The sequence below is a fragment of the Achromobacter sp. 1014246743 genome, assembly GCF_059760725.1.
In genome coordinates, this window is record NZ_JCBANA010000056.1 from 1 (window position 1) to 21916 (window position 21916).

At 68.3% G+C, this 21916-nt stretch carries 21 protein-coding genes and 1 pseudogene; 9 read left to right on the forward strand and 13 right to left on the reverse strand.

Annotation, left to right across the window (positions count from 1 at the left end; all coding sequences use genetic code 11):
• Nucleotides 1-435: 435 nt before the first annotated feature.
• On the reverse strand, nt 436-1227 hold the full coding sequence (locus tag AC6LJ2_RS21550) for an AraC family transcriptional regulator (protein ID WP_498152143.1): 792 nt from the start codon (nt 1225-1227) through the stop codon (nt 436-438).
• 95 nt (nt 1228-1322) lie between these two features.
• On the opposite strand from AC6LJ2_RS21550, the gene AC6LJ2_RS21555 reads away from it, so the two are divergent.
• The 3 genes and pseudogenes from AC6LJ2_RS21555 (at nt 1323) to AC6LJ2_RS21565 (ending at nt 2622) form a co-directional block, all read left to right on the forward strand.
• Nucleotides 1323-1574 carry a hypothetical protein gene (locus tag AC6LJ2_RS21555; RefSeq protein ID WP_263913121.1) on the forward strand — a complete coding sequence of 84 codons (252 nt, stop codon included), beginning with the start codon at nt 1323-1325 and terminating at the stop codon, nt 1572-1574.
• 141 nt (nt 1575-1715) lie between these two features.
• A pseudogene (locus AC6LJ2_RS21560) lies at nt 1716-2210 on the forward strand (2-thiouracil desulfurase family protein); the annotation flags it as partial.
• An 85-nt stretch (nt 2211-2295) separates the two neighbouring features.
• Nucleotides 2296-2622: a hypothetical protein gene (locus tag AC6LJ2_RS21565; RefSeq protein WP_263913122.1), complete on the forward strand. Its 327-nt coding sequence runs from the start codon at nt 2296-2298 to the stop codon at nt 2620-2622.
• Nucleotides 2623-2720: 98 nt separating this feature from the next.
• Here the strand turns inward: AC6LJ2_RS21565 and AC6LJ2_RS21570 are convergent, their stop codons facing one another.
• Together AC6LJ2_RS21570 and AC6LJ2_RS21575 are read right to left on the reverse strand one after the other, a co-directional pair.
• Nucleotides 2721-3275 (reverse strand): hypothetical protein, encoded by a 555-nt coding sequence (locus AC6LJ2_RS21570; RefSeq protein ID WP_263913123.1) that lies wholly within the window; start codon nt 3273-3275, stop codon nt 2721-2723.
• 114 nt (nt 3276-3389) lie between these two features.
• Nucleotides 3390-3959 (reverse strand): carboxypeptidase regulatory-like domain-containing protein, encoded by a 570-nt coding sequence (locus tag AC6LJ2_RS21575; protein WP_498152144.1) that lies wholly within the window; start codon nt 3957-3959, stop codon nt 3390-3392.
• A gap of 105 nt (nt 3960-4064) precedes the next feature.
• On the opposite strand from AC6LJ2_RS21575, the gene AC6LJ2_RS21580 reads away from it, so the two are divergent.
• Nucleotides 4065-4628 carry a TetR/AcrR family transcriptional regulator gene (locus AC6LJ2_RS21580; RefSeq protein WP_263913125.1) on the forward strand — a complete coding sequence of 188 codons (564 nt, stop codon included), beginning with the start codon at nt 4065-4067 and terminating at the stop codon, nt 4626-4628.
• Nucleotides 4629-4681: 53 nt separating this feature from the next.
• Here the strand turns inward: AC6LJ2_RS21580 and AC6LJ2_RS21585 are convergent, their stop codons facing one another.
• Complete coding sequence (locus AC6LJ2_RS21585) at nt 4682-5758, reverse strand: tripartite tricarboxylate transporter substrate-binding protein (RefSeq protein WP_498152145.1); 1077 nt, start codon at nt 5756-5758, stop codon at nt 4682-4684.
• 68 nt (nt 5759-5826) lie between these two features.
• Complete coding sequence (locus AC6LJ2_RS21590; RefSeq protein WP_445656573.1) at nt 5827-6264, reverse strand: hypothetical protein; 438 nt, start codon at nt 6262-6264, stop codon at nt 5827-5829.
• 246 nt (nt 6265-6510) lie between these two features.
• Between AC6LJ2_RS21590 and AC6LJ2_RS21595 the strand changes: the two genes are divergently transcribed.
• On the forward strand, nt 6511-7395 hold the full coding sequence (locus AC6LJ2_RS21595) for a LysR family transcriptional regulator (RefSeq protein WP_498152146.1): 885 nt from the start codon (nt 6511-6513) through the stop codon (nt 7393-7395).
• Between the two features lie 75 nt (nt 7396-7470).
• On the opposite strand, the gene AC6LJ2_RS21600 is transcribed toward AC6LJ2_RS21595, so the two are convergent.
• The 6 genes from AC6LJ2_RS21600 to AC6LJ2_RS21625 all read right to left on the reverse strand — a co-directional run bounded on the left by AC6LJ2_RS21600 (nt 7471) and on the right by AC6LJ2_RS21625 (nt 14001).
• Nucleotides 7471-8403 (reverse strand): ABC transporter ATP-binding protein, encoded by a 933-nt coding sequence (locus tag AC6LJ2_RS21600; RefSeq protein WP_445659174.1) that lies wholly within the window; start codon nt 8401-8403, stop codon nt 7471-7473.
• A gap of 220 nt (nt 8404-8623) precedes the next feature.
• The gene (locus tag AC6LJ2_RS21605) at nt 8624-9610 is read right to left on the reverse strand and encodes an ABC transporter ATP-binding protein (protein WP_498152147.1); all 987 of its coding nucleotides are present in this window, start codon (nt 9608-9610) and stop codon (nt 8624-8626) included.
• Between the two features lies 1 nt (nt 9611).
• Entirely contained in the window at nt 9612-10505 is an 894-nt protein-coding gene (locus AC6LJ2_RS21610) for an ABC transporter permease (protein ID WP_263913130.1), read from the reverse strand.
• 1 nt (nt 10506) lies between these two features.
• Entirely contained in the window at nt 10507-11424 is a 918-nt protein-coding gene (locus AC6LJ2_RS21615) for an ABC transporter permease (RefSeq protein ID WP_025138347.1), read from the reverse strand.
• A gap of 27 nt (nt 11425-11451) precedes the next feature.
• A complete protein-coding gene (locus AC6LJ2_RS21620) occupies nt 11452-13047 on the reverse strand; it encodes an ABC transporter substrate-binding protein (protein WP_498152148.1) in 1596 nt (531 codons plus the stop codon).
• Nucleotides 13048-13230: 183 nt separating this feature from the next.
• On the reverse strand, nt 13231-14001 hold the full coding sequence (locus AC6LJ2_RS21625) for an FCD domain-containing protein (RefSeq protein WP_263913133.1): 771 nt from the start codon (nt 13999-14001) through the stop codon (nt 13231-13233).
• 200 nt (nt 14002-14201) lie between these two features.
• Here AC6LJ2_RS21625 and AC6LJ2_RS21630 point away from each other — a divergent pair, with 200 nt between their 5' ends.
• The 3 genes from AC6LJ2_RS21630 (at nt 14202) to AC6LJ2_RS21640 (ending at nt 17664) form a co-directional block, all read left to right on the forward strand.
• On the forward strand, nt 14202-15383 hold the full coding sequence (locus tag AC6LJ2_RS21630) for a pyridoxal-phosphate-dependent aminotransferase family protein (protein ID WP_498152149.1): 1182 nt from the start codon (nt 14202-14204) through the stop codon (nt 15381-15383).
• 71 nt (nt 15384-15454) lie between these two features.
• Complete coding sequence (locus tag AC6LJ2_RS21635) at nt 15455-16513, forward strand: serine hydrolase domain-containing protein (protein WP_498152150.1); 1059 nt, start codon at nt 15455-15457, stop codon at nt 16511-16513.
• 140 nt (nt 16514-16653) lie between these two features.
• Entirely contained in the window at nt 16654-17664 is a 1011-nt protein-coding gene (locus AC6LJ2_RS21640; protein ID WP_498152151.1) for an aldo/keto reductase, read from the forward strand.
• A 90-nt stretch (nt 17665-17754) separates the two neighbouring features.
• Here AC6LJ2_RS21640 and AC6LJ2_RS21645 read toward each other — a convergent pair whose 3' ends face one another.
• Nucleotides 17755-19086 (reverse strand): MFS transporter, encoded by a 1332-nt coding sequence (locus tag AC6LJ2_RS21645; protein ID WP_498152152.1) that lies wholly within the window; start codon nt 19084-19086, stop codon nt 17755-17757.
• 107 nt (nt 19087-19193) lie between these two features.
• A complete protein-coding gene (locus tag AC6LJ2_RS21650) occupies nt 19194-20861 on the reverse strand; it encodes a GMC family oxidoreductase (protein ID WP_498152153.1) in 1668 nt (555 codons plus the stop codon).
• A gap of 205 nt (nt 20862-21066) precedes the next feature.
• Between AC6LJ2_RS21650 and AC6LJ2_RS21655 the strand changes: the two genes are divergently transcribed.
• Entirely contained in the window at nt 21067-21909 is an 843-nt protein-coding gene (locus tag AC6LJ2_RS21655; protein ID WP_263913139.1) for an IclR family transcriptional regulator domain-containing protein, read from the forward strand.
• Nucleotides 21910-21916: the final 7 nt, after the last annotated feature.

Consider the following 21916-nt stretch of genomic DNA (forward strand, 5'->3'; position numbering starts at 1 on the left):
TTGATAGTGCTCAGTTCTGATGTTTTTTAACAGGAAAGAGCACACCCAGCACAGTACAGTAGCCCGTTTGCGCGAGAGGGACAGGTGTGTAAAAAGAGAGAGGACGCGGCGCGGCCCCTCCAGCCCGCGGGGCGGGGGTGGGCCCCGCCCAGCGCCGCTCCCGCCGCGGCAGCGTCTGCCCCGGAAACCGGCCGCAAGCCGGCGCGCGCCGCGAAGTCCGGCCGTCGCACGTCCGCGGGGGCGTCAAAGCCAGCGGATGCCTCGGCCTCGGAACCGGCCGCCGAACCCGCGGCCAAGCCCGCCCGCAAGACGGCGCCGCGCGCCCGTCGCCCGCGCAAGGCGGCCGACGCCGAGTGATCGGGGTGCCGTGACAGGCAACGAGGCCTGGCGCATGCGCCAGGCCTCGGTCATTCCTGCCGCGACGGTGGGTCTGGTTCAGTCGCCGCCGGAGCGCCCCGGCGTCACGCCATATTCACGCTTGAACATCGCGATGAACGCGCTCACGTTGTCGTAGCCGGATTCCAGCGCGGCGGCCGTCACGCTGTGGCCGGCGGCCAGCATTTCCTGGGCGCGCATCAGCCGCGCCTGCTGGCGCCAGGCGCCCAGGGTCAAGCCGGTTTCTTCCAGGAAACGCCGCGCCAGCGTGCGCGGCGCCATGCCGACTTCCACGGCCCAGGCGGCCAGCGGGCGGGTGTCGTCGGGGGTATCCGACCAGGCCAGCGCCAGTCGCTGCAGGCGAGGGTCGCGCGGCAGCGTCAACCCGTCGCCGGCGCGCGGCAGGGTGCGGATTTCATCGCGGATGAGTTCCACGATGCGGGTGCGGGCGGCGTCCGGGGCCTCGGCCATGTCGCTCCAGGTGGCCGCGCGTTCCACCGCGGCCAGCAGCAACGCCGATGCCTGCAAGGCGCACGGGTTTTCCGGCAGGCCGGCGCAGGCGGCGGGGCTGAGGTAGGCGCTGTAACCCGCATACGGGCCATGCGAGCGCAATCCGTGCGGGCAATCGGGCGGAATCCAGAGGGCATGCGCCGGGGGCGCCACCCATTGGCGGTCGCCGGCAACCACCGTCAACAAGCCGCGAAACGCGCCGAACAATTGGCCGCGCGCGTGATGATGCAGGGCGGTGTGCCGCAGCGTCGTTTCGTGTCGCCGCACCGCCAGCAGGCGGGGGCCGCGGGGCGAGCCGGCCAGATCGGGGGCGATCAAGGGGGGCGAGGCGGGGTCGGTCATATGGCATAAATGCGGTATCGATTGACCAAATTACCGCAGATTTGCCGCCGCTGCCCGACTATCGTGATGCCTGTGCCCCTCAACAGGAGAAAACCATGAAAGCACAGGACGTCTTGCCCGACGACCAGAACGTCGGCAGTTTCCAGGGTGTGGCCGTGCGCAAAGGCACGGTGGGCGCCTTCCTGGCCAACGCGCGGGTCTGGACCGACCCCGCCGCCACGCCGCAGGCACGCGACGACGCACAGCGGGACATGCGCGACGCCTTGCCCGCGTTGCGTGCGCTGGGCCTGTTCGACGTACTGCAGGTGCGCGACCCGGTGTTGCGCCAGTGGCTGGACGCGGCCTGACGCGTCCGCCTGGCGTGCCCCCGCACCGCGCCGTGTCGCGCCGGCCGGTGTTCTAATCGGGCATTCACGGGCGTCAGCCCCTTGATGCGCCACGGGCCGCGGGTCGTCGCGGCCGCTGGCGCATCGCTTGCCGGATTTTTCATGCAATACGTTCTTGTCAGCGCCTGTCTCCTGGGCAAGCCCGTGCGGTACGACGGGCGCGCCGTGCCCAACGACCATGCCGTGTTGGCGGGTTGGCTGGCGGGCGGCCGGGTGGTGCCCGTCTGTCCGGAAGTCGCGGGCGGCATGCCGATTCCGCGTCCCCCCGCCGAAATCGAACCCGGCGCCACGGCGGCCGCCGTGCTGGCCGGCCGCGCCCGGGTGGTGGCGGTGTCTGGCGACGACGCGACCCTGCCGTTCGTGACCGGCGCCCGCGAAGCGCTGGCGGCGGCCCGCAAGCACGGTATCCGCGTGGCCGTGCTCAAGGAAGGCAGCCCGTCCTGCGGCAGCGGCTATGTCTACGATGGCCATTTTTCGGGCGTGAAGCAGCCGGGGGTGGGCGTCACCGCGCAGTTGTTGGCCGATGCCGGCGTGCGCGTCTTCAGCGAACATCAGTGGGCCCAGGCCCAGGCCTGCCTGGCGCAGATGGAGGCGCAGGCCAATGGCCTGCCGCCGTCGTCGGCCGCCAGCCACGACCCGACATCGCCACCCGACCAGGCCCGTTCGTCAGCGGAGACGGGCGATGGGATTTAACGTCGGCGACTGGCTGATCCTGGTGGCCGTGGCGGCCGGCGTGGTGTCGGCCTGGCGCCTGGTGACCGGCATGGCGCGCGGGCGCTTGCTGGCGCGGGTCGGCGCGGGCCTGTCGGCGGTGTTTTCGGCGTTTTTCTTCTGGCTCTGGTACGCCATGTACCTGAAATGGGACTTCAACGAGCTGGGCCGCTACTACGATCCGGACGATGGCGTGGTGTACACGGATTCAGGTTTCGTCTGGGTGCTGCCGGCAGCGCTGGCCTTGTTGGCGGCAATTTTCTTTGCCTGGCGCGGCTGGGGCGGCCGGCGCGGCTGACGGTCGCCTGATGCACCGCCCTGTGGCGGCGGTCAGCCAGACGACGGCGCCGGACCGACGGATCGGCCGGCCCGGCGCAAGGGGGCGTGACGGAAGCTTCAGTTGGCCCGATAGCCCCGGCTGTTCATGCAGGAATCCAGCGCCCGGTTGTAGGTGTCCACCATGACCTGCGTGGTCCATTGCGAGATCGTGGCGGGGTCGTAACCGCTCTGGTTCATGGCCCAGCGATGGCATTCGTTGGACGCGCTGGCCTGGGCCTTGTCCACCGGTGCCGCGGCGGCGTACTGCACGGGCGCGTATTGCGGCTCGGGCGCGGCGTAGACGGGGGGCGCCGAATAGACCGGCGGGGCGTCATAGACGGGCGCCGTGTACACCGGCGGGCTGTAATAGGCCACGCCCGGCGCGTAGGTCGCCGTCTGCACGTAGGTGGGGCCGGAATTGGCGGCCAGGATCAAGCCGGTGGCGGCCAGCGCGAGGGCGCCGCCGACCCACCAGCCGCTGCTGCCGCCGCCATGGGAGTGGTGATGCCCGCCGCCGTGGTAACCGCCGTGATAGCCGCCGTGGCCACCCCGGTAACCGCCGGCGAGGGCGGGAGAACTTGCGACGGCCAATGCCAGCGCAACGCCGACCATCCGACCTGTGAACCGCTTCATGATCTTGCTCCTGATCCGCCAGACCGTGCCTGTTGCCGCAGCTGGCGATACCCGTACTGTAACGCCGCCGGCGCGCAATAGTTGTGTCAAGAACTACGGAGATTTCAAGTGATTTCAGGGCCTTACGGCAGGAGCGGGGCCGTTCGTTGCGCGATCCGGCTCGGGGGCGGGCGCGGGTCGGGCGTCGGTCGGCGCGGCAGGCCGGGCGCCGGGCTGACCGGGTGCCGGCGGCTTGCGCATGAATGGCGATCCGCCCGGGTTGTTGCAAGAACGCGACTCTCCGGCCTTGAGATGAATGACGGCATTGTCGTCAAACGTGTCAGCGTTGCGGTCGTGGGTCTCGTAGGTTTCGTACCCGGGTTTTTCGACGCACCAGTTCCAGAAAAAGACTTCCGAGCCGTGGATCGCCAGGACCTCGACGCGCCATTCGTGGTGCGCGTCGAAATGGGCGCGACCGTCCGCGGACGTGCGCGCTTCCTCGCGAAAACGGTCGTAACCGTAGGGGTAGGCGCCGGATATCAACACCACCCGCGCATCGCCAACGGGTTGCGCGGCGACATCCAGGACGGTGATGTTCGCGGCAGGTTGCAGGGTCTTGTGGGTGGGGTAGGGAATGCAGCCCGAAAGCGCCAGGATCAGCGCTGCGCCGCAACATATAAAGAGAGATCGCAACAATCGCAACATTACCCGCTTCTATGTATGTAGGAATGTATGGCAAAAATTTTGGAAGGATAGTAATTTCACGCGATGACGACGGCACCACCCCCCTCAACACCGCAAGACAAGCGTTTGACCAAAGGTGAACGCACGCGCCTGCATCTCCTGGAAGTCGCGGCGGCGGAGTTCGCGGAACGCGGTTTCCAGCATACCCGCATCAGCGACATCGTCGCCCGGGCGGGCGTGACGCAACCGGTGTTCTACCAGTACTTTGCCAGCAAGCAGGCGGCCTACGACGAGCTCGTGGGCATGTTTGCGCAGCGATTGCGGCAAGAGGTCTGCCACGCGCGGCTGGACGACGACCTGCAAGGCCTGCCGCAGGACGTGCGCGTGCGGCGCGGCGTCAGCAACTGGCTGGCGATCCTGCAGGAAGATCCCAACCTGACGCGCATCGGCTTTTTCCAGGTCGAGGCGGCCGAGGCCTTGAAGGACGAACTGGTGGTGATGATCGCCGAAAACGTCCGCATCGAGCAGCGCGCCGGCCTGTTCCGCCAGGACATCGCACCCGAATGGCTGGCCCATGCCTTCATGGGCGTGATCGAACGCTTCACCCGGCAGATGCCGGACGAGCAGCAACGCGAAGCGCTGGCCGACTTCATCACCAATATGTTCCTGGAAGGCGTGCGGCAGCGCTGAAGCGGCCGGCGCCACGGCGCCGCCCGGGCGCCGTTCCCCGGACGACCCGTCGTCTATTCGACCCGGGCGCCCGATGCGCTGACCAGCTTGCCCGCCGCGTCCCAGTCCGCCTTGAGCAGGTCCTGGAATTGCGCGGGCGCCCTGGCGTCGGCTTCGACGCCCAGCGACGCCAGGCGCGTCTGCACCTTCGGGTCGGCCAGCACCTTGTTCACCGCGGCGTTGATCTTGTCGCGTTCGGCGGGCGCAATGCCGGCCGGCGCCAGCAGGCCCAGCCACGAATCGAAGGCATAGCCGGGCAGGCCGCTTTCGGCCACGGTCGGCAGGTCCGGCGCAAAGCGCGAACGCTGCTTGCCGGTGTAGGCCAGGAACACCACGCGCGGGTCGTTGCGGTAGCCGGTCACGCCGATCGTCGCGGCCGTCACGGCGGCCACCCGGCCGGCCAGCAATTCGGTCACGGCATCGCCGGTCGACTTCATGGGAATGTGCTGCATCTGCGCGCCCGCGGCGGTCAGGAACGACGCCATGCCCAGGTGCGAGGCGCTGCCGTTGCCGGCCGACGCGTAGTCATAGGCGCCGGGCTTGGCCTTGACTGCCTGGATGAACTCGGCGGTGTTGGCGGCCTTCAGCGCGGCGGATGCCAGGATGATGTAGCCGGTGTTGCCCAGGTAGGCCACGCCGGTGAAGTCCTTGTAGGGATCGTAGTTCAGGTTCTTGTACAGGTAGCCCGCGATATGGTGGCTGGCCGCGGCCAGCACCAGCGTATTGCCGTCGGGCGCGGCGCGCGCCACCTGGGCGGTGCCCACGGTGCCGCCGGCGCCCGCGCGGTTTTCCACCACGATCGACGCGTTCAGCGCCTGGCCCAGCTCGTCGCTGATGGCGCGGGCAATGGTGTCCTGCACGGCGCCGGTGCCGTACGGCACCACGATGCGGATGACGCGCTGCTGGGCGTGGGCGGTGCCCAGGCCGGCGCCGGCCAGGGCGGCAGCCAGGGCCAGCACGACGGCGCGGCGGGCGGGGAAGCGGGTCCGGTCGGAAGTCGTGGGGCGGGCAGGGGCGGTGCGGGAAGGGGCGAGGCCGGACGGAATGAGGCGGGAAAGAATGAGGCGGGGCGGGATGCGGCGGGTAGGCATGGAACGGGCAGCTCGTGGAGTGATATGCGGCGTCGGACTCTACCGGTCCGGTCCGCCAGCACCAACGATTAATTCCCCGCTTGCTTATTCCCGTGCGTTATTGGGGCGGTCGCCACCCAGGTTTCGTGCAGGTGCCGCCATCGGGGGTGGCCGTCCGCATCAGCGATGAAGGCCGCGGTGGCCCGTCGCACCGTCGCGCCGCCGTGCCAGGCGTGCGACTCGCGATAGGTCAACACCGCGGAACCTGCGCTGGCGTGCAGCACCGCGAACTCGTCTATGCGGATGGAAAGCCCGGGCCGGCTGCCGGCCAGGCGCGCGAACAGGCCGGGCAGGGCGCCGTCGGGCAGGCGCTGCCCGTCGGTCGTGACCATGCTGAAGTCGTCGGAAAAATACGCCAGCAGGCGCGGCAAGGTATCGGACGGCAGGGCCGTCTGGCCGATCCATTGTTCGATCAGGGCGTGGGCGGCATGCGCCGCATCGCGGCAACGGTCGGAAAAATCAGGCATCAATGGGGGCTCCGGCGGGGCGCCTGCTGCCAGGGCGTGCGCCGCAATGGGGAAGGGGCTGTGGGGCCGCCCGCGCGGGCGGGATGGCCGGTGTCCGTGGGGGTCGCGTCGCCTGACGCGCGGTGAGGGGCAAGGCGACCCGGCGGCAGGATCACGGAGCGCCATTCTAGAAAGCCGATTGTTCGATAAGAAGCCCCGTTCCATAGATATACTGTTCGTATTTATTTGACAATTGACGGGGCGCCCATGATCAACCTGAACCGACTGGCAATGCTCGTCGCGGTGGTCGACGCCGGCTCGTTCACGGCCGCAGCCCTGGCGCTGGGCACGACCAAGGCCGTCGTCAGCTTCAATATCAAACAGCTGGAACACGAATTGGGGGTGGCCTTGCTGGTGCGCAGCACCCGGCGGCTGGCCCTGACCGAAGCGGGGGAAGGGTTCTACGCCGATTGCGCCAGGCTGCTGCGCCAGGCCGATGCCGCCGTCGACCAGGCGCGCGCCGGGCAGGGCGACCTGTCAGGCAGCCTGCGCGTGACGGCCAGTGTCGACTACGGCAACCGCGTCGTGGCACCCGCGCTGGCGGCGTTCGCGCGGCAGCACCCGGGCTTGCGCATCCACTATCAGGCGGGGTCGGCGCACGCCGACCTGATATCCGAACGGCTGGACCTGGCCATCCGCGTGGGGGCGCAGGAAGACTCGAACCACCGCGCCACGCGCATCGGGGCATTCAAGCTGTGGCTGGTGGCCGCGCCGGACCTGCTGGCCCGTCATGGCATGCCGCGCACGGCCCCGGCGCTGGCCGCGCTGCCGTGGCTGGCCAACCGCCCGGGGCGCAGCGATCATTGGCGGTTGACCGACGGCAAAGGACGCGAACACGACCTGCGCGTCGAGCCGGTGGCGCAGGCGGATACGGCGTCCGCGCTGCTGGCGTTTGCCCTGGCAGGCTGCGGCGTGGCGGCGCTGCCGGACTGGCTGCTGCAAGAACCGCTGGCGCGCGGTGAATTGCAGCGGGTGCTGCCGTCGTACACCCTGCCGCCGCAGCCGGTATACGCGGTGTACCCGGACACGCGCCACGTCAGCGCCAAGGTACGGCAGTTCATTGATTTCCTGCGCGAACGCAGCGGGGGCTGACGCGATCGGCGCAATTCCAGCCATCAGCCCCACCCGCGCAGTCGCTGCAATCTGCAACCCGCGACGCAGGGCGGACTACGCCACCGCGACCCCGCCATGGTTCGCAGCGCGCACTTCATCCACCGGATAAAGATGGCACGCCACCACCGCCCCGTCGCGCGGCGTCAGCGCCGGCCGGTCCTGGCGGCATTGCGGCATCGCATGGCGGCAGCGCGGATGGAACGGGCAGCCGGAAGGCGGATGCAGCGGATCAGGAAACGATAGCCCCAGCCCGGTATCGGGAATGCCCAACCCGGGCTCGGGCGTCAGCACCGACGCCAGCAATGCCTGGGTGTAGGGATGGCGCGGGTCGTGGAACAGGCGTTCGGTCGGCGCGGATTCGACCACCCGGCCCAGGTACATCACCGCGACATGGGTGGCAATGTGTTCCACCACCGCCAGGTTGTGGCTGATGAAGACATAGGTCAGGTTGAATTCCCGCCGCAGGTCCATCAGCAGGTTCATGATCTGCGCCTGCACGGACACGTCCAGCGCGGATGTCGGCTCGTCGCAGATGACCAGTTCGGGGTGCATGACCAGGGCGCGGGCAATCGCCACGCGCTGGCGCTGCCCGCCGGACAGCTGCCCGGGCGTGTTGTGGGCCAGCCGCGCCGGCAGGCCCACGCGTTCGAGCATCTCGATGGCGCGGCGCATGCCGGGGTTGGGAATGCCGTGCACTTCCAGCGGCAGCGACACGATGGACGCAATCGAGCGGCGCGGGTTCAAGGACGAATACGGGTCCTGGAAGATGGGCTGCACCCGCCGGGCCAGCGCGCGTCGGCTCAGTTGGCGGATGTCCTGGCCGCCCAGGTGAATGGCGCCCTGGGTGGGCGGAATCAACCCCAGCAGCACGCGCGCCAGGGTGGACTTGCCGCAGCCCGATTCGCCCACGATGCCCAGCACCGAGCCGCGCGGCACGTCCAGGTCTACGCCATTGACGGCCTGCAAGGTGGTGCGCGGGCGGAACATGCCGGTGCGGATCGAAAATTGCCGGCTGACTGCCCGGGCTTGCAAGAGCGGCACGGCGTCTGCCGGCGCGGGGGCGGCCGCGTCGAGCACGCCGGCGGGCGAGGCGGCGTGATCTTCCGTGGCGGATCGATTCAAGGGCGTGTTCATGCCAAGCCTCTGTGCGTGCGGATCATGGGCGCATTCGTACCCAGGCTTTGTTCGTGCGGATCAAGGGCGCCGTTCATGCCGTGCCCCCCTCCGTGCGGATGCAGCGCCATTGCGGCCCGGGCGCATGCCCATGCACCGGCACCGTGTCGCGGCATTGCGGCTGGGCGTGGGGGCAGCGGTCGATGAAGGCGCAGCCGCGCAATTCGCCCACCAGCGACGGCACCACGCCGGGAATGGTGCCCAGCGGCTGGCCCGGCGCGGTGCGCCCGGGCACGGGTATACAGCCCAACAGGCCCTGCGTATAGGGATGCCGCGGCGCGGCGAACAGGCCGGCCACCGGGCCTTCTTCGACGATCTGGCCGGCGTACATCACGGCCACCTGCCGGGCGATGCGGGCGACTACGCCCAGGTCGTGCGTGATAAGCACCATGGCGATGCCCAGCTCGGCCTGCAGGTCGGCCAGCAAGCGCAGGATCTGCGCCTGGATGGTGACGTCCAGCGCGGTGCTGGGTTCGTCGGCGATCAGCAGTTCGGGCCCGCACATCAGCGCCATGGCGATCATGACGCGCTGGCGCAAGCCGCCGGACAATTGATGCGGGTACTGGCCCAGGCGCTGCGCGGCCGACGCGATGCCGACCTTTTCCAGCAGCTCGACCGCGCGGTCGCGCGCCTGCGGGCCGCTGGCCCGGCGGTGGTGGATGTAGTGTTCGGTCAGTTGGTCGCCGATGGGGTAGGCGGGGTTCAGCGCGGTCATGGGTTCCTGGAACACCATGGCCATCTTGTTGCCGCGCAGCGCATTGACGCGGCGCGGCCGGGCGCCGGACAGGTCTTCGCCCAGCACCGCCAGCCGGCGGGTGCTGCGGCGGGCCGCCTTGGGCAACAGGCCCATGATGGCGAGCGAGGTCATGGACTTGCCACAGCCCGATTCGCCCACCAGGCACAGCGTTTCGCCGCGCGCCACCTGGAACGACACGTCGCGCACCGCGTGCAGCGTGCCGCGCGGGGTGGCGATGTCCACGGTAAGGCCTTGTACGTCCAGCACGATGTCCGTGGCGCTCATGTCAGGCTCTCTCTTCGGGGGTCAGCAGTTGATGCAGGCCGTCGCCCGCCAGGTTGATCGCGAAGATCAGCAGCGCCAGGGCCGACCCGGGAATGGCGATCAGCCAGAACGAAAAGAACATATAGGCCTTGGCCTCGGAAATCATCAGCCCCCACGAGGGCAGCGGCGGCTGCACGCCCAGGCCCAGGAACGACAGCGAGGCTTCCAGCAGGATGGCGCTGGCGGCTTCGAGCGTGGCGATGACGATCAGGTGCGGCACCACGTTGGGCAGCACTTCGCCCCAGACGATGCGCCAGGTGGACGCCCCGGCCGCCTGCGCCGCCGACACGTATTCCAGCGCCCGCACCTGTTGCGTGGCGCTGCGCATGACCACGGCGTAGCGGTCCCACTTGAGCAGGCCCAGCACCAGGATCACCACCCAGAGCGAGCCGCCGACGATGGCCACGGTGGCCAGCGCCACCAGGATCACGGGCATGGACAGGCGGGTGGTCACCAGGAACGACACGGCCATGTCGACCTTGCCGCCGAAGTAGCCGGCCGCCATGCCCATGGCCGTGCCGATCAGGCCGGAGATCAGTGCCACCGACAGGCCGATCAATAGCGAGATGCGCGCCCCGTAGAACAGGCGCGACAGGTAATCGCGGCCCAGCTGGTCGGTGCCCAGCGGATGCAGCCAGGTACCCTTGGCGTACCAGACCGGCGGCGCGGTGCGGTAGGCCAGGTCCTGGTAGTAGGGGTCGTGCGGCGAGATCCAGGGTGCGAACAGCGCGATCAGGGTGATGAGCAGCAGGATGCCGCCGCCGGCCAACAGGGCCTTGTTGCGGCGCAGGCGGCGCCAGCGCAGGGCCGATGCGGTCAGCTCGGGCGATTGGGGGGCGAGGGTAGCGGTGGTCATGTCAGGACACCCGGATGCGTGGATCGAGCCACGCGTTGGCGATATCGGCAGCCAGCGTCAGCAGCACGTACAGCACCGACAGCAGCAGCACGATCAGCTGCATGACGGGGTAGTCCTTGTAGGTGATGCTCTGGTAGGCCAGGTAACCCAGGCCGTCCAGCGCGTAGATGGTCTCGATGACCACCGACCCGCCCAGCAGGTAGCCCAGCTGCACCGCGGCCAGCGCCACCACCGGCACGATGGCGTTGCGCAGCGCATGCTTGAAGATGATCTTGCGGGCCGGCAGGCCCTTGGCCCGCGCGGTGCGGATGTAGTCGGCCCCCAGCACTTCGACCATGCCGGCCCGGATCAGCCGCATGAAGGCCGGCGCCACGTAATAGCCCAGCGCGATGGCCGGCATCACGAAATGCTGCCAGCTGCCGCTGCCCGATACCGGCAGCAGCCGCAGCGAAATCGAGAACAGCATGATCAGGATCAGCGCGAAGAAGAAATTGGGCAGGGCCTGCCCCAGCACCGCCACGGCCAGGCACAGGCGGTCGATCCAGCTGCCCTTGTAGAGCGCGGCCAACACCCCCAGCGGAATGGAAATGGCCAGGGCGAAGGCCAGCGCGCCCAGGCCCAGCAGCAGCGTGGTCTTGAGCTTGGACAGGATCAGCGGCCCGGCGTCGGTCTTGAAATACACCGACGTGCCGAAGTCGCCTTGCAGGATGTGCCACAGCCAGTCGGCATACTGCACCACCAGCGGCCGGTCCAGCCCGTAGGTCTTGCGGATCATGTCGATGTCGGCCTGGCGCGCGCCTTCGCCGGCCAGCGCCAGCGCCGGGTCGCCCGACAGGTGCAGCAGCAGGAAGGCCAGCACCGACACCGTCAGGGCCACCAGCACCGCCAGCCCCAGCCGCCTGATCGTGAAATAAAGCATGCGTGAATCTCCGCCTGCGTCAGCCGATTACTTCCAGCTCATGTCCCAGAACCGGATCAACTCGTCCGAATAGGGCTTGAAGTTCAGGTCCTTGGTGGCCACGTAATAGGCCGGCAGCGTCCAGAGCGGCACGGCGTAGGCCTTTTGCGCGATCAGGTCCAGCGCCTGCTTGTACAGGCCGTTGCGTGTGGCGCTGTCGATGGTGTGGTCGCCCTTGTCGAGCAGCTCGCGCACCTGCGCATCGCGGGTGACGTCGTCGTTGCCGAAGGCGAAGTACACCGGGGTGGACGCCGACACGTCGTTGACCAGGTTGGACGCCCAGGTCTGGTGGGTCAGCGCCGCCTTGTTGGCGCGGATCATGTCGCGCATGGCGGCGTATTGCAGGAAGTTGAGCTTGGCGCGGATGCCCACGGCCTGCAGGTAGTTGATGATGGCTTCGGTCTGGTTGCGTTCGCGGTAGGCGACGATGTCGATGTCAAAGCCATTGGGGTAGCCGGCCTCGGCCAGCAGCTTCTTGGACAGGGCCGGGTCGTACTTGTACGTGGGGGTGACGTCCTGCGTGCAGCCCGCTTGCGACGGCGTGCAGATGGCGTTGATCAGCCCGCCGCCTTCGCCCACGATGTTCTTGAGCATGGCCTGCCGGTCGATCGCGTGGATGATGGCGCGGCGCACCCGTTCGTCTTTCAGTTGCGGGGCCGGCGTGCCTTCCTGGATGTTCATCTGCATGAAGACGATGCGCATGGTGTTGCCGGTGACCATCTGCAGCGGCGGCAGGCCGCCCAGCTGTTCGGCCTGGTCTTTGGGCACGCTCATGATCAGGTCTTCGCCGCCCGAGATGACTTCGGCCATCTGCGTCTGGCGGTCGGGGATGAAGCGGATGACCACCTTGCCGATCTTGGGCTGCGCCTTGGGCGAGTCCTTGAAATAGTCGGTGTTGCGTTCCAGCGTGATGGACTTGCCGGGCTGGTAGTCCACCACCTTGTAGGGGCCCGAGCCCACGGGTTTCGCGTTCATGCCCTTGGGGCCGACTTCCTGGTAGTACTTGGCCGGGTGGATGGCCGCGGTGGTGGACAGGTATTCCTTGGCGCCGGGGAAGGGTTCCTTGGTGGTCAGGCGCACCTTGTACTTGCCCAGCTTTTCGACCTTGTCGATCCAGGCCACGTTCTGCTGCGTGACGGCCTTGTTCTTCGGGTCGGCCACATAGTTCAGCGTATACACGACCGAATCGGCGTCGAATTCTTCGCCGTTGTGGAATTTGACGCCTTCGCGCAGCTCGAATTCCAGGGTCTTGTCATCGACCTGGGTAAAGCTCTTGGCCAGCTGCCCCTTGTATTCGTTGGTGACCGGGTCGCGGTACAGCAGCGTGTCCCAGACGTTGGCGGCGATGATGACGCCGATGCGCACGTTGTTGTAGTACGGATCGACGCTTTCGGGCGCCTGGTCGTAGGCCATGCGCAGGGTGTCGTCTTTCTTGCCGGCGTGGGCGGGCAGCGCCGTGAGCGCGGCGGCGCCCAGCAGCAGGCTGGCCAGGGCGCGCCAGGGCAGGCGCGGCAACGGCCCGCGCAACAGCGGCAGGTGCGACGGAAAGCGGAACGGAACGGAATTGACGCGGCGGTCGGCCATGGCGAGGCTCCTGTGGACCGGAACGGTGGAACGGAATACTGCCGGGTGCTGCATGAACCGAAGCGGCGCCTGGGGCCGTCGGTTCACATGAATCAGTCACTGCGGTACTGCGTATCTAACGTCTCTGGGCCGGGATGCGCCACCCCGATTCTTATAGGTTTTGTCCTCGCGCCTGGGGAATGCTTATGAAGAATCAGACGGGCTTACTTGCAGGGGCGCCACGCTTTTCAGGGCCGCCTCGCATTTGCGCTGCAGGTGTTCGCGCATGATGCCGGCCAGCCGGTCGGCGTCGCGCGCTTGCAGGGCGTCGGCCATGTCGATGTGCTCGCGCATGGCCTGGTCCCACTTGCGCTGGTCTTCGTTGGACACGAAGCGCAGGTTCTGGATGCGCGCGTTCTGCGCGTCGTACAGCTGCTTGAGCAGGTGGTTGTGGGCGGCCAGGCTGATGCGTTCGTGGATGTCGCGGTTGGTGCGGAAATACGTGGGCAGGTCGCGGCGCGCATGGCTGGCCATCATCTCGAAGGTCAGTGCGCGGATCTCGGCGATTTCGGCGTCGGTGGCGCGTTCGCAGGCCAGCCGGCACGACATGGCTTCCAGGCCGCCGATGACCTCGAAGGCCTCGCGGATGTCGGCCACGCCCAGCGCCACCACCTGCGCGCCGCGGTTCGGTTCGATGCGCACCAGGCCTTCGGCGGCCAGCACCCGGAAGGCTTCGCGCAGCGGCGTGCGGGACACGCCCAGCAGGTCGCACAGGGCGCGTTCGTTCAGGCGGGCGCCCGGGGCGAATTCACCCTGGATGATGCGTTCGCGCAGTTGTCCGGCCACGGTGGCGGGCAGGGTGCGGCCGGCCCCAGGCGCCGGGCGCGGCAGGTCGGCGGGCGACCCGTCAGGGACGACGCCGGCAGCCGGGGCTGCGGGCGCGGTGTCCGGCATGAGGCTGGGATTGCTGCGCATTGGTATACAAAAATTCCCCGTGTTTTTTCCGACTATAAACCGTGTGCCAAGGCTTTAATCATGGGTGAATACCCTAGCTTATAGGCGTAAAAACAATGGGATAGAGTGGCGCATGACGTAGCCGGGTTTGCCCCGATTGCGCCGTTGAATCGCTGCGCCTCTTTCATTGGTATACAAAAAAATCCCCTCCAAGGCTACGCATGCACCCCCTTGAAACCTCTCGTTCCGGCCGGCATTTCCTGCAGATTCCCGGGCCCACCAACGTGCCCGACCGGGTGCTGCGCGCCATCGACCAGCCCACCATCGATCACCGCGGGCCGATGTTCGGCCAGTTGGGGCTGGCGGTGCTGGCGGCGCTCAAGCCTGTGTTCCAGACCGAGGCGCCGGTGATCATCTTCCCGTCGTCCGGCACGGGCGCCTGGGAAGCCGCGCTGGTCAACACCCTGTCGCCCGGCGATCGCGTCCTGATGGTCGAAACCGGCCACTTCGCCAGCCTGTGGCGCAAGCTGGCCGGCCGCCTGGGGCTGGAAGTCGACTACCTGCCCGGCGACTGGCGCCGGCCGGTGGACGCGGCGGCCATCGGCGCGCGGCTGGCGGCAGATAGCCAGCACGCCATCAAGGCGGTCTGCGTGGTGCACAACGAAACCTCCACCGGCGTCACCAGCGACATCGCCGCGGTACGCGCCGCCATCGATCGCGCCGGGCATCCGGCCCTGTTGATGGTCGACACGATTTCATCGCTGGGCTCGGTGGACTACCGCCACGACGAATGGGGCGTGGACGTCACCGTGGCCGGCTCGCAAAAGGGCCTGATGCTGCCGCCCGGCCTGGCCTTCAACGCCGTCGGGCCGCGCGCGCTGGCGGCGGCCGACTCGGCGCGGCTGCCGCGTTCGTACTGGGACTGGCGCGAGATGCTGGCCGCCAATGCACGCGGCTATTTCCCGTACACCCCGTCCACCAATCTGCTGTACGGCCTGCACGAGGCGCTGGCCATGTTGCAGGCCGAGGGCCTGCCGCAAGTGTTCGCGCGCCACCAGCGCCATGCCCAGGCCACGCGGCTGGCGGTGCAGGCCTGGGGGCTGGAACTGCTGTCGCTGGACCCGGCCGCCCACAGCCCCGCGCTGACGGCGGTGCTGATGCCGGCCGGCCACGGCGCGGATGCCTTCCGCAAGGTCGTGCTGGACCGCTTCGACATGTCGCTGGGGCAGGGCCTGGGGCAGTTGTCCGACCGCATCTTCCGCATCGGGCACCTGGGCCACTTCAACGACCTGGCGCTATGCGGCACGCTGGCCGGCGTCGAAATGGGCCTGGCCGCGGCGGGCGTACCGCACCGGCCCGGCGGCTTGCAGGCCGCCATGGAATTTCTGGCCAAGGCGCCCTGATGGCGCCCGGCCTCGCTTTCAACGGCGGCTGGATGGCACAGCGTCCGGCCGCGTCATAACCAGGAAATGCAATGAACGCGCTTATGCAGCAGGCGATCCAATTCGCCAACGACCATGAATCCACCTGGGACCGCAGCGTCAACGGCGTCTTCGGCGTGCACCAGAACGACCCGCCGCCCTGGAACCGCCTGCTGGGCCCCATCCACGATCGCGGCCCGGTGTCGGGCGTGGTGGTGGTGAACGGCAAGACCGTGGCCGAATGGGGCGAACCCGAACGCGCCGACCTGACCTTCAGCGTGGCCAAGCTGTATCTGGCCATCCTGGCCGGCGTGGCCCACGACCGCGGCCTCTTGCCCGACGTGGACGAGCCCGTCGGCAAGCGCGTGCCGGGCATCGGCTTTGACGACGGCCAGAACGCCCGCATCACCTGGCGCCAGCTGCTGCAGCAGACCAGCGAATGGGAAGGCGAACGTTTCGGCGTGTCGGACCAGGCCGACCGCTACCGCGCCGTCACCTTCGGCGTGCCGCCCGACGGCAAGAAGGGCGATGCGCGCCCCTTGCAGGCGCCCGGCACGTACTGGGAATACAACGACGTGCGCATCAACCAGCTGTCGTACGCACTGCTGCACCTGTTCCGCAAGCCGCTGCCCGAGGTCTTTCGCGAAGCCGTCACGCGGCCCCTGGCCGCCAGCGAAAACTGGCAGTGGGTGGGCTACGACAACGCCTGGGTCGAGATCGACGGCCAGCGCATGCCGTCGGTGCCGGGCGGCTCGCACTGGGGCGGCGGTATGTCCATCAGCGCGCGCGACCAGGCGCTGATCGGCCAGATGCTGCTCAATGACGGCTGCGCGGCCGATGGCCGGCGCATTCTGTCCAGCGAATGGCTGGCCGCCATGCGCACGCCGTGCGCCATCGCGCCGTACTACGGCTATCTGATCTGGCTGAACCACGAAGGGCGCGTGTTTCCCAGCGTGCCGGCGTCCAGCTTTTTCGGCGTGGGTGCGGGCAGCTCGTTCACCTGGGTCGAACCCGAACGCAAGATGGTCGTGATCGTGCGCTGGCTCAATTCGGCGCATGCCGATGCGCTGTTCGGCAAGATCCTGGCCGCCGTCGACGCGCCGGCCAGCTGAACGAGCCTTGCCCCGGAATCCCTGCGGCCCGCAGGGATTTTCCGCGGCCTGTCAGCATTCTTCTGGCAACATGACCCATCCGCTCGCCGGGCAGCCGGCGGGCGTGTTCGCATTTGCCAAGCAACCAAGGACACATTGCCATGAACTACCGCCGACTGGGAACCAGCAATCTTCGCGTTTCGCCCCTGTGCCTGGGCACCATGATGTTCGGCGAGCAGACGCCCGACGATGACGCCGCCCGCATCGTCGCGTCCGCCCGCGACCACGGCCTGAATTTCATCGATACGGCCGACGTCTACAACGACGGCCGATCCGAAGAAGTGGTGGGCAAGCTGCTGGCCGGGCAGCGCCACGACTGGGTGCTGGCCAGCAAGATCGGCAACCCGGTGGGCAAGGGCCCGAACCAGTCGCACTACTCGCGCCAGTGGCTGATCCGCGGCGTCGAACAGAGCCTTTCGCGCCTGGGCACCGATTTCCTGGACATCCTGTACCTGCACCGCGACTACCACGAAGAAAACCTCGAAGAAGCGCTGTTCGCGCTGGGCGACCTGATCCGCGCAGGCAAGCTGCGCAGCTTCGGGCTGTCGAACTTTCGCGGCTGGCGTATCGCCGAAACCCTGCGCCTGTGCGAAAAGCTGGGCGTGCCGCAGCCGGTGGTGTGCCAGCCGTACTACAACATGCTCAATCGCGGCCCTGAAGTCGAGATCCTGCCGGCCTGCCAGCATTACGGGCTGGGCGTGGTGCCGTACAGCCCCATCGCCCGCGGCGTGCTCACCGGCAAGTACCTGCCGGGCCAGGCGCCCGCGGCGGATACCCGCGCCGGGCGGGGCGACCGCCGCATCCTGGCCACCGAATTCCGCGAAGAATCGCTGCAGATCGCCCAGCAGCTGGTGCAGCACAGCGCCGCGCGCGGCGTGCAGCCGGGCCACTTCGCCACGGCCTGGGTGCTGGCCAACCCGATCATCACCAGCGTCATCGCCGGCCCGCGCACCCTGGCGCAGATGGACGACTACTACGCCGCGCTGGACGTGAAGATCACGCCCGAAGACGAAGCCCTGGTCGACACCTGGGTGACCCCGGGCCATGCGTCCACGCATGGCTACAACGACCCGAACTACCCGTTCTTCGGTCGTCCTGTCACGGTGGCCTGAAAGCGGCGAGGGCGGGTCCGTGAGGGTCCCGCCCGGGCAACCGCGCCGCATCCGCGGGGGGCGCGCCTGACGGGCACGAACCCGCCGCGCTCAAGCCTTGCGCAGGCCGCCGGCGGCCCGCAGCGTCGTTTCCTGCGTGGCCGTCCGGCCGCCGCGCCCGATCAGCCACGCGCACAGCGCCGACACCACGCCCGCGAACAACACGTACAGGCAGATCAGCCAGGGCTGGCCGCCGCCGCTCTTGAGCAGGGCGGTGGCAATGATGGGCGTGATGCCCGAGGCGAAAATGCCCGAGAACTGATACACGAACGAGATGCCGGTGTAGCGCACCTTGGCGTCGAACAGCTCGCAGAACAGCGCGGCCTCGGGCCCATAGACGGCGGCATACAGAATGCCCAGGGGAATGATGATGGCCAGCCACACCAGCATCATGTTGCCCTGGCTGTTGAGCATCAGCCAGAATCCCGGAAAGGCGGATATGGCCGTGATCAGCGAGCCCCAGCAATACACCCGTGAGCGTCCGATCCGGTCGGACAGCCGCCCGAAATAGGGAATGAAAAAGCACATCACCAGCGCCGCGGCCATGACGCCGATCAGCGCCTCGGTGCGCGATATCTGCAGCGTCTGCGTCAGGTACGAGATCGAGAACACGCCGAAGACGTTGAAGAACACGCCGTCGATGTAGCGCGCGCCCATGCCCTTGGCGACGTTGCCGGGGTAGCGGCGCATCATGTCCATGAAGGGAATGCGGCTTTCGGCATTGTCACGCTTGACCGCGGTGAACTCGGGTGTTTCCTTGATGTTCAGGCGGATGTACATGCCCACCCCCACCATCGCGGCCGATGCCAGGAAGGCGATGCGCCAGCCCCAGGCCATGAACTGCGCATCGGTCAGCAGCGTGGATAGCAATGCCACCGTGCCTGATGCCAGGCACAGCCCGATCGCCAGGCCGATCTGCGGCAACGACGCGTAGAAGCCCTTTTTGCCGGGCGGCGCATATTCATACGCCATCAGCACCGCGCCGCCCCATTCACCGCCCAGGCCGATGCCCTGGAACACGCGCAACAGCAGCAGCAAGATGGGCGCCCAGATGCCGATGGTGTCGTAGGTGGGCACCAGGCCGATCAGGAAGGTGGACACCCCCATGATCATCAGCGTCATCACCAGCATGCTCTTGCGGCCGATGCGGTCGCCGAAATGGCCGAAGATCAGCCCGCCCAGCGGGCGGGTCACGAAGCCCACCGCAAAGGTGGTGTAGGCCAGCATGGTGGACACCAGCGGATCGCCCGTGGGGAAGTACAGCTTGTTGAACACAATGCCGGCAACCACGCCGTACAGGAAAAAGTCGTACCACTCGATGGTGGCGCCGATCAGCGACGCGGCGACGACTTTGCGCACCGCGGTTTCGTTCTGCTTGGCCATGCCTGTCTCCTTTGGTGGGGCGGGCGGCGCTCTGTGGCGCCGTTCCGCGGAAATCGCTATCTCATGCGGTTCGATCCTGAGGGTTCATCGGCGTTGTCTCGTTGCCATCACGCGGCTTGCTTCTGGGGCGGGCGCTCGGCCTGCGGCTGCGCCTGGGCACGTCGGCGCGCGGCTTGCAGGTCCTGCAGGATGAAGTCGGCCGCGCGCTCGGCCAGCATCACCACCGGCACATTGGTGTTGCCCGACACCAGCGTCGGCATGATCGAGCAATCCACCACCCGCAACCCGTCCACCCCGTGCACGCGCAGGCGTTCGTCCACCACCGCCAGCGGATCGCTGCGCGGCCCCATCCTGGCGGTGCCGGACGGGTGGAAGATGGTCGCGCCGTACTCGCGGCAGAAGTGCAGGATCTCGTCGTCGCTGCGGACCTCGGGGCCGGGCCGGAATTCCCGTTTCATCAGGCCGGCCAGCGGCTCGGTGGCGGCCAGGCGGCGGGCGTACTTCACTGCCGCCACCGTCATGCGGCGGTCCAGTTCGGTGGACAGGTAGTTCGGCTGCATCGACGGCGCCTCGAACGGGTCGGCGCTGCGCAGCCGCACCGCGCCGCGCGACGACGGCCGCAACTGGCAGACCGAATAGGTGCAGCCCGAAAACGGATGCACCTTGCCGCCCGCCATGTCGGCCGACAGGGTGGCGAAATGAAATTGCGTGTCGGGACTGGCGCTTGCCGGATCCACCCGGCAGAACAACCCGCCCTGGTTGATGCCCACGGCCAGCGGCCCGCCGCGAAACAGCAGCCATTGCAGTCCCATGCCGACGCGGCCATGCAGGGTGCGCAGCTGGTCGTTGGTGGTGATGGGCTGGCGGGTTTCGTAGATCAGCCGGATCTGCAGGTGGTCTTGCAGGTTTTCGCCCACGCCGGGCAGGTCGCGCACCACGCGTATGCCGAACGGGCGCAGCAGCGCCGCAGGCCCCACGCCGGACAGCTGCAATAGCTGCGGCGACTGCAAGGCGCCGGCGCACAGCAGCACTTCGCGCCGCGCTCGCAGCGTGCGCATCTGGCCGCCCTGGCGGTAGCGCACGCCGACCGCGCGGCTGCCTTCGAACAGCACCGCCATGGCGTGCGCATCGGTCTCGATACGCAGATTCGCGCGGCCCTGCGCCGGGCGCAGGTAGGCCACGGCGGTCGAGCAGCGGCGGCCGTTGCGGGTGGTCAGCTGGTAATAGCCCACGCCGTCCTGCTCGCCGGTATTGAAGTCGCGCACCTGCGGCACGCCCAGCGCCTGGGCCGCGCCGATCAGGCCTTCCACCAGCGGGTGCGGCGTCTTGATCGACGTGGCGTTCAGCGGCCCCTCGGTGCCGCGCGTGTCGCCCGGCCCCAGGTCGTTGTTTTCCAGCTTGCGAAAGTAGGGCAGGCAGTCGTCCCAGCCCCAACCCGGGTTGCCGGCGGCCGCCCAGGCGTCGTAGTCGCGCCGCTGGCCGCGAATGTAGATCAGCCCGTTGATCGCGCTGGACCCGCCCAGCGTGCGGCCGCGCGGCCAATAGATGCGGCGGCCCAGCATGTTGGGATCGGGGTCGGTGTAGTAGCCCCAGTTCACCACTTTGTGGAACATGGTCTTGCCGTAGCCGATGGGAATGTGGATCCACGGCGAGCGGTCCGGCGGACCGGCTTCCAGCAGGCAGACGGTGTGTTCACCGCTGGCGGTGAGGCGGTTGGCCAGCACGCAGCCGGCTGAACCGGCCCCCACCACGATGTAGTCCACGGCATCAGACATCTCTGGTTTTCTCCCTGGTGTGGCCGATCTGGCGCGGGTTGCGTAACCCGGACGGATGGCGCGTTTACCCTGCGTGCCGCCGCGCCGCGCACTTATATACTGGCCCGCAGGACGGGATCGGCGCGATGCGCGCGCTGGCTGCATCTGTGGCGATTCTAGGAAGCGATCAGACGAAAGAAAGCGCGATCCGCGCGCCAACGGGGAAATGGAACAGAACATGCCTCTTCGGTTTCAAAATCGCAGTGCAGCATCGCCGCAGGCGGCGGCCGAAGGCGCCGAGGCGCCCGACGATGCCCGGTCCTTGCGCGCGCTGCGGGTGCTGGACTACCTGGCGCGGGCGCAGCATCCACCCACGCTGGCGCAATTGGCGCAGCGGCTGGAGATGCCCAAGTCCACGCTGATGCGATTGCTGGCGGCGATGCAGCGCGCCGGTTACGCCGCCGCCACGCCGACTGAAAACGGTTTCGTCCCGGGCCCGCAAGCCACCGCATTGGCGCTGTCCACGCTGCGCGCGTCCGCCTTCACCCGCGCCTGCCGCGCCGTGCTGGCGCAACTGGTGGGCCAGCTGGGCGAAACCTGCAACCTGACCGCGCCCGACGGCGACCAGGTCCTTTACATGGAACGCGTCGAAACGGCGGAACCGCTACGGCTGTTCTTCGCGGTCGGCAGCCACGTGCCGATGCATTGCACCGCCAGCGGCAAGCTGTTCCTGGCGTCCATGAACCGGCTCGAACGCGGCCGCGTGCTGGCGCGCTTGCCGCTCACCCGCAACACCCCCCGCACGTTCACCGACCCGGCACGGCTGGAAGACGAACTGGACCGCCTGGCCGCCCGCGGCATCGGCATCGACAACGAAGAATTCGTGCGCGGCATGAGCGCCGTGGCCGTCCCGGTGCGCGACGCGCAGGACCGCGTGGTGGCAGCGGTGGCCTGCCACGCCCCGACGGCCCGGCTGATGCTGGACGATCTGCTGCGCGCGGTGCCGGTATTGCAGGACGCGGCCCAGTCGATGCGCGAGGTGCTGGCGCAGCACCGGCCGGGCGCGTGAGGGCGCG

Bases quoted from the DNA above. Each gene is read 5' to 3' on its own strand.
- AC6LJ2_RS21550 (WP_498152143.1), bottom strand. From the start codon at position 1,227: ATGACCGACCCCGCCTCGCCCCCCTTGATCGCCCCCGATCTGGCCGGC.
- AC6LJ2_RS21555 (WP_263913121.1), top strand. From the start codon at position 1,323: ATGAAAGCACAGGACGTCTTGCCCGACGACCAGAACGTCGGCAGTTTC.
- AC6LJ2_RS21565 (WP_263913122.1), top strand. From the start codon at position 2,296: ATGGGATTTAACGTCGGCGACTGGCTGATCCTGGTGGCCGTGGCGGCC.
- AC6LJ2_RS21570 (WP_263913123.1), bottom strand. From the start codon at position 3,275: ATGAAGCGGTTCACAGGTCGGATGGTCGGCGTTGCGCTGGCATTGGCC.
- AC6LJ2_RS21575 (WP_498152144.1), bottom strand. From the start codon at position 3,959: ATGTTGCGATTGTTGCGATCTCTCTTTATATGTTGCGGCGCAGCGCTG.
- AC6LJ2_RS21585 (WP_498152145.1), bottom strand. From the start codon at position 5,758: ATGCCTACCCGCCGCATCCCGCCCCGCCTCATTCTTTCCCGCCTCATT.
- AC6LJ2_RS21590 (WP_445656573.1), bottom strand. From the start codon at position 6,264: ATGCCTGATTTTTCCGACCGTTGCCGCGATGCGGCGCATGCCGCCCAC.
- AC6LJ2_RS21595 (WP_498152146.1), top strand. From the start codon at position 6,511: ATGATCAACCTGAACCGACTGGCAATGCTCGTCGCGGTGGTCGACGCC.
- AC6LJ2_RS21600 (WP_445659174.1), bottom strand. From the start codon at position 8,403: ATGTTCCGCCCGCGCACCACCTTGCAGGCCGTCAATGGCGTAGACCTG.
- AC6LJ2_RS21605 (WP_498152147.1), bottom strand. From the start codon at position 9,610: ATGAGCGCCACGGACATCGTGCTGGACGTACAAGGCCTTACCGTGGAC.
- AC6LJ2_RS21610 (WP_263913130.1), bottom strand. From the start codon at position 10,505: ATGACCACCGCTACCCTCGCCCCCCAATCGCCCGAGCTGACCGCATCG.
- AC6LJ2_RS21615 (WP_025138347.1), bottom strand. From the start codon at position 11,424: ATGCTTTATTTCACGATCAGGCGGCTGGGGCTGGCGGTGCTGGTGGCC.
- AC6LJ2_RS21620 (WP_498152148.1), bottom strand. From the start codon at position 13,047: ATGGCCGACCGCCGCGTCAATTCCGTTCCGTTCCGCTTTCCGTCGCAC.
- AC6LJ2_RS21625 (WP_263913133.1), bottom strand. From the start codon at position 14,001: ATGCGCAGCAATCCCAGCCTCATGCCGGACACCGCGCCCGCAGCCCCG.
- AC6LJ2_RS21630 (WP_498152149.1), top strand. From the start codon at position 14,202: ATGCACCCCCTTGAAACCTCTCGTTCCGGCCGGCATTTCCTGCAGATT.
- AC6LJ2_RS21635 (WP_498152150.1), top strand. From the start codon at position 15,455: ATGAACGCGCTTATGCAGCAGGCGATCCAATTCGCCAACGACCATGAA.
- AC6LJ2_RS21640 (WP_498152151.1), top strand. From the start codon at position 16,654: ATGAACTACCGCCGACTGGGAACCAGCAATCTTCGCGTTTCGCCCCTG.
- AC6LJ2_RS21645 (WP_498152152.1), bottom strand. From the start codon at position 19,086: ATGGCCAAGCAGAACGAAACCGCGGTGCGCAAAGTCGTCGCCGCGTCG.
- AC6LJ2_RS21650 (WP_498152153.1), bottom strand. From the start codon at position 20,861: ATGTCTGATGCCGTGGACTACATCGTGGTGGGGGCCGGTTCAGCCGGC.
- AC6LJ2_RS21655 (WP_263913139.1), top strand. From the start codon at position 21,067: ATGGAACAGAACATGCCTCTTCGGTTTCAAAATCGCAGTGCAGCATCG.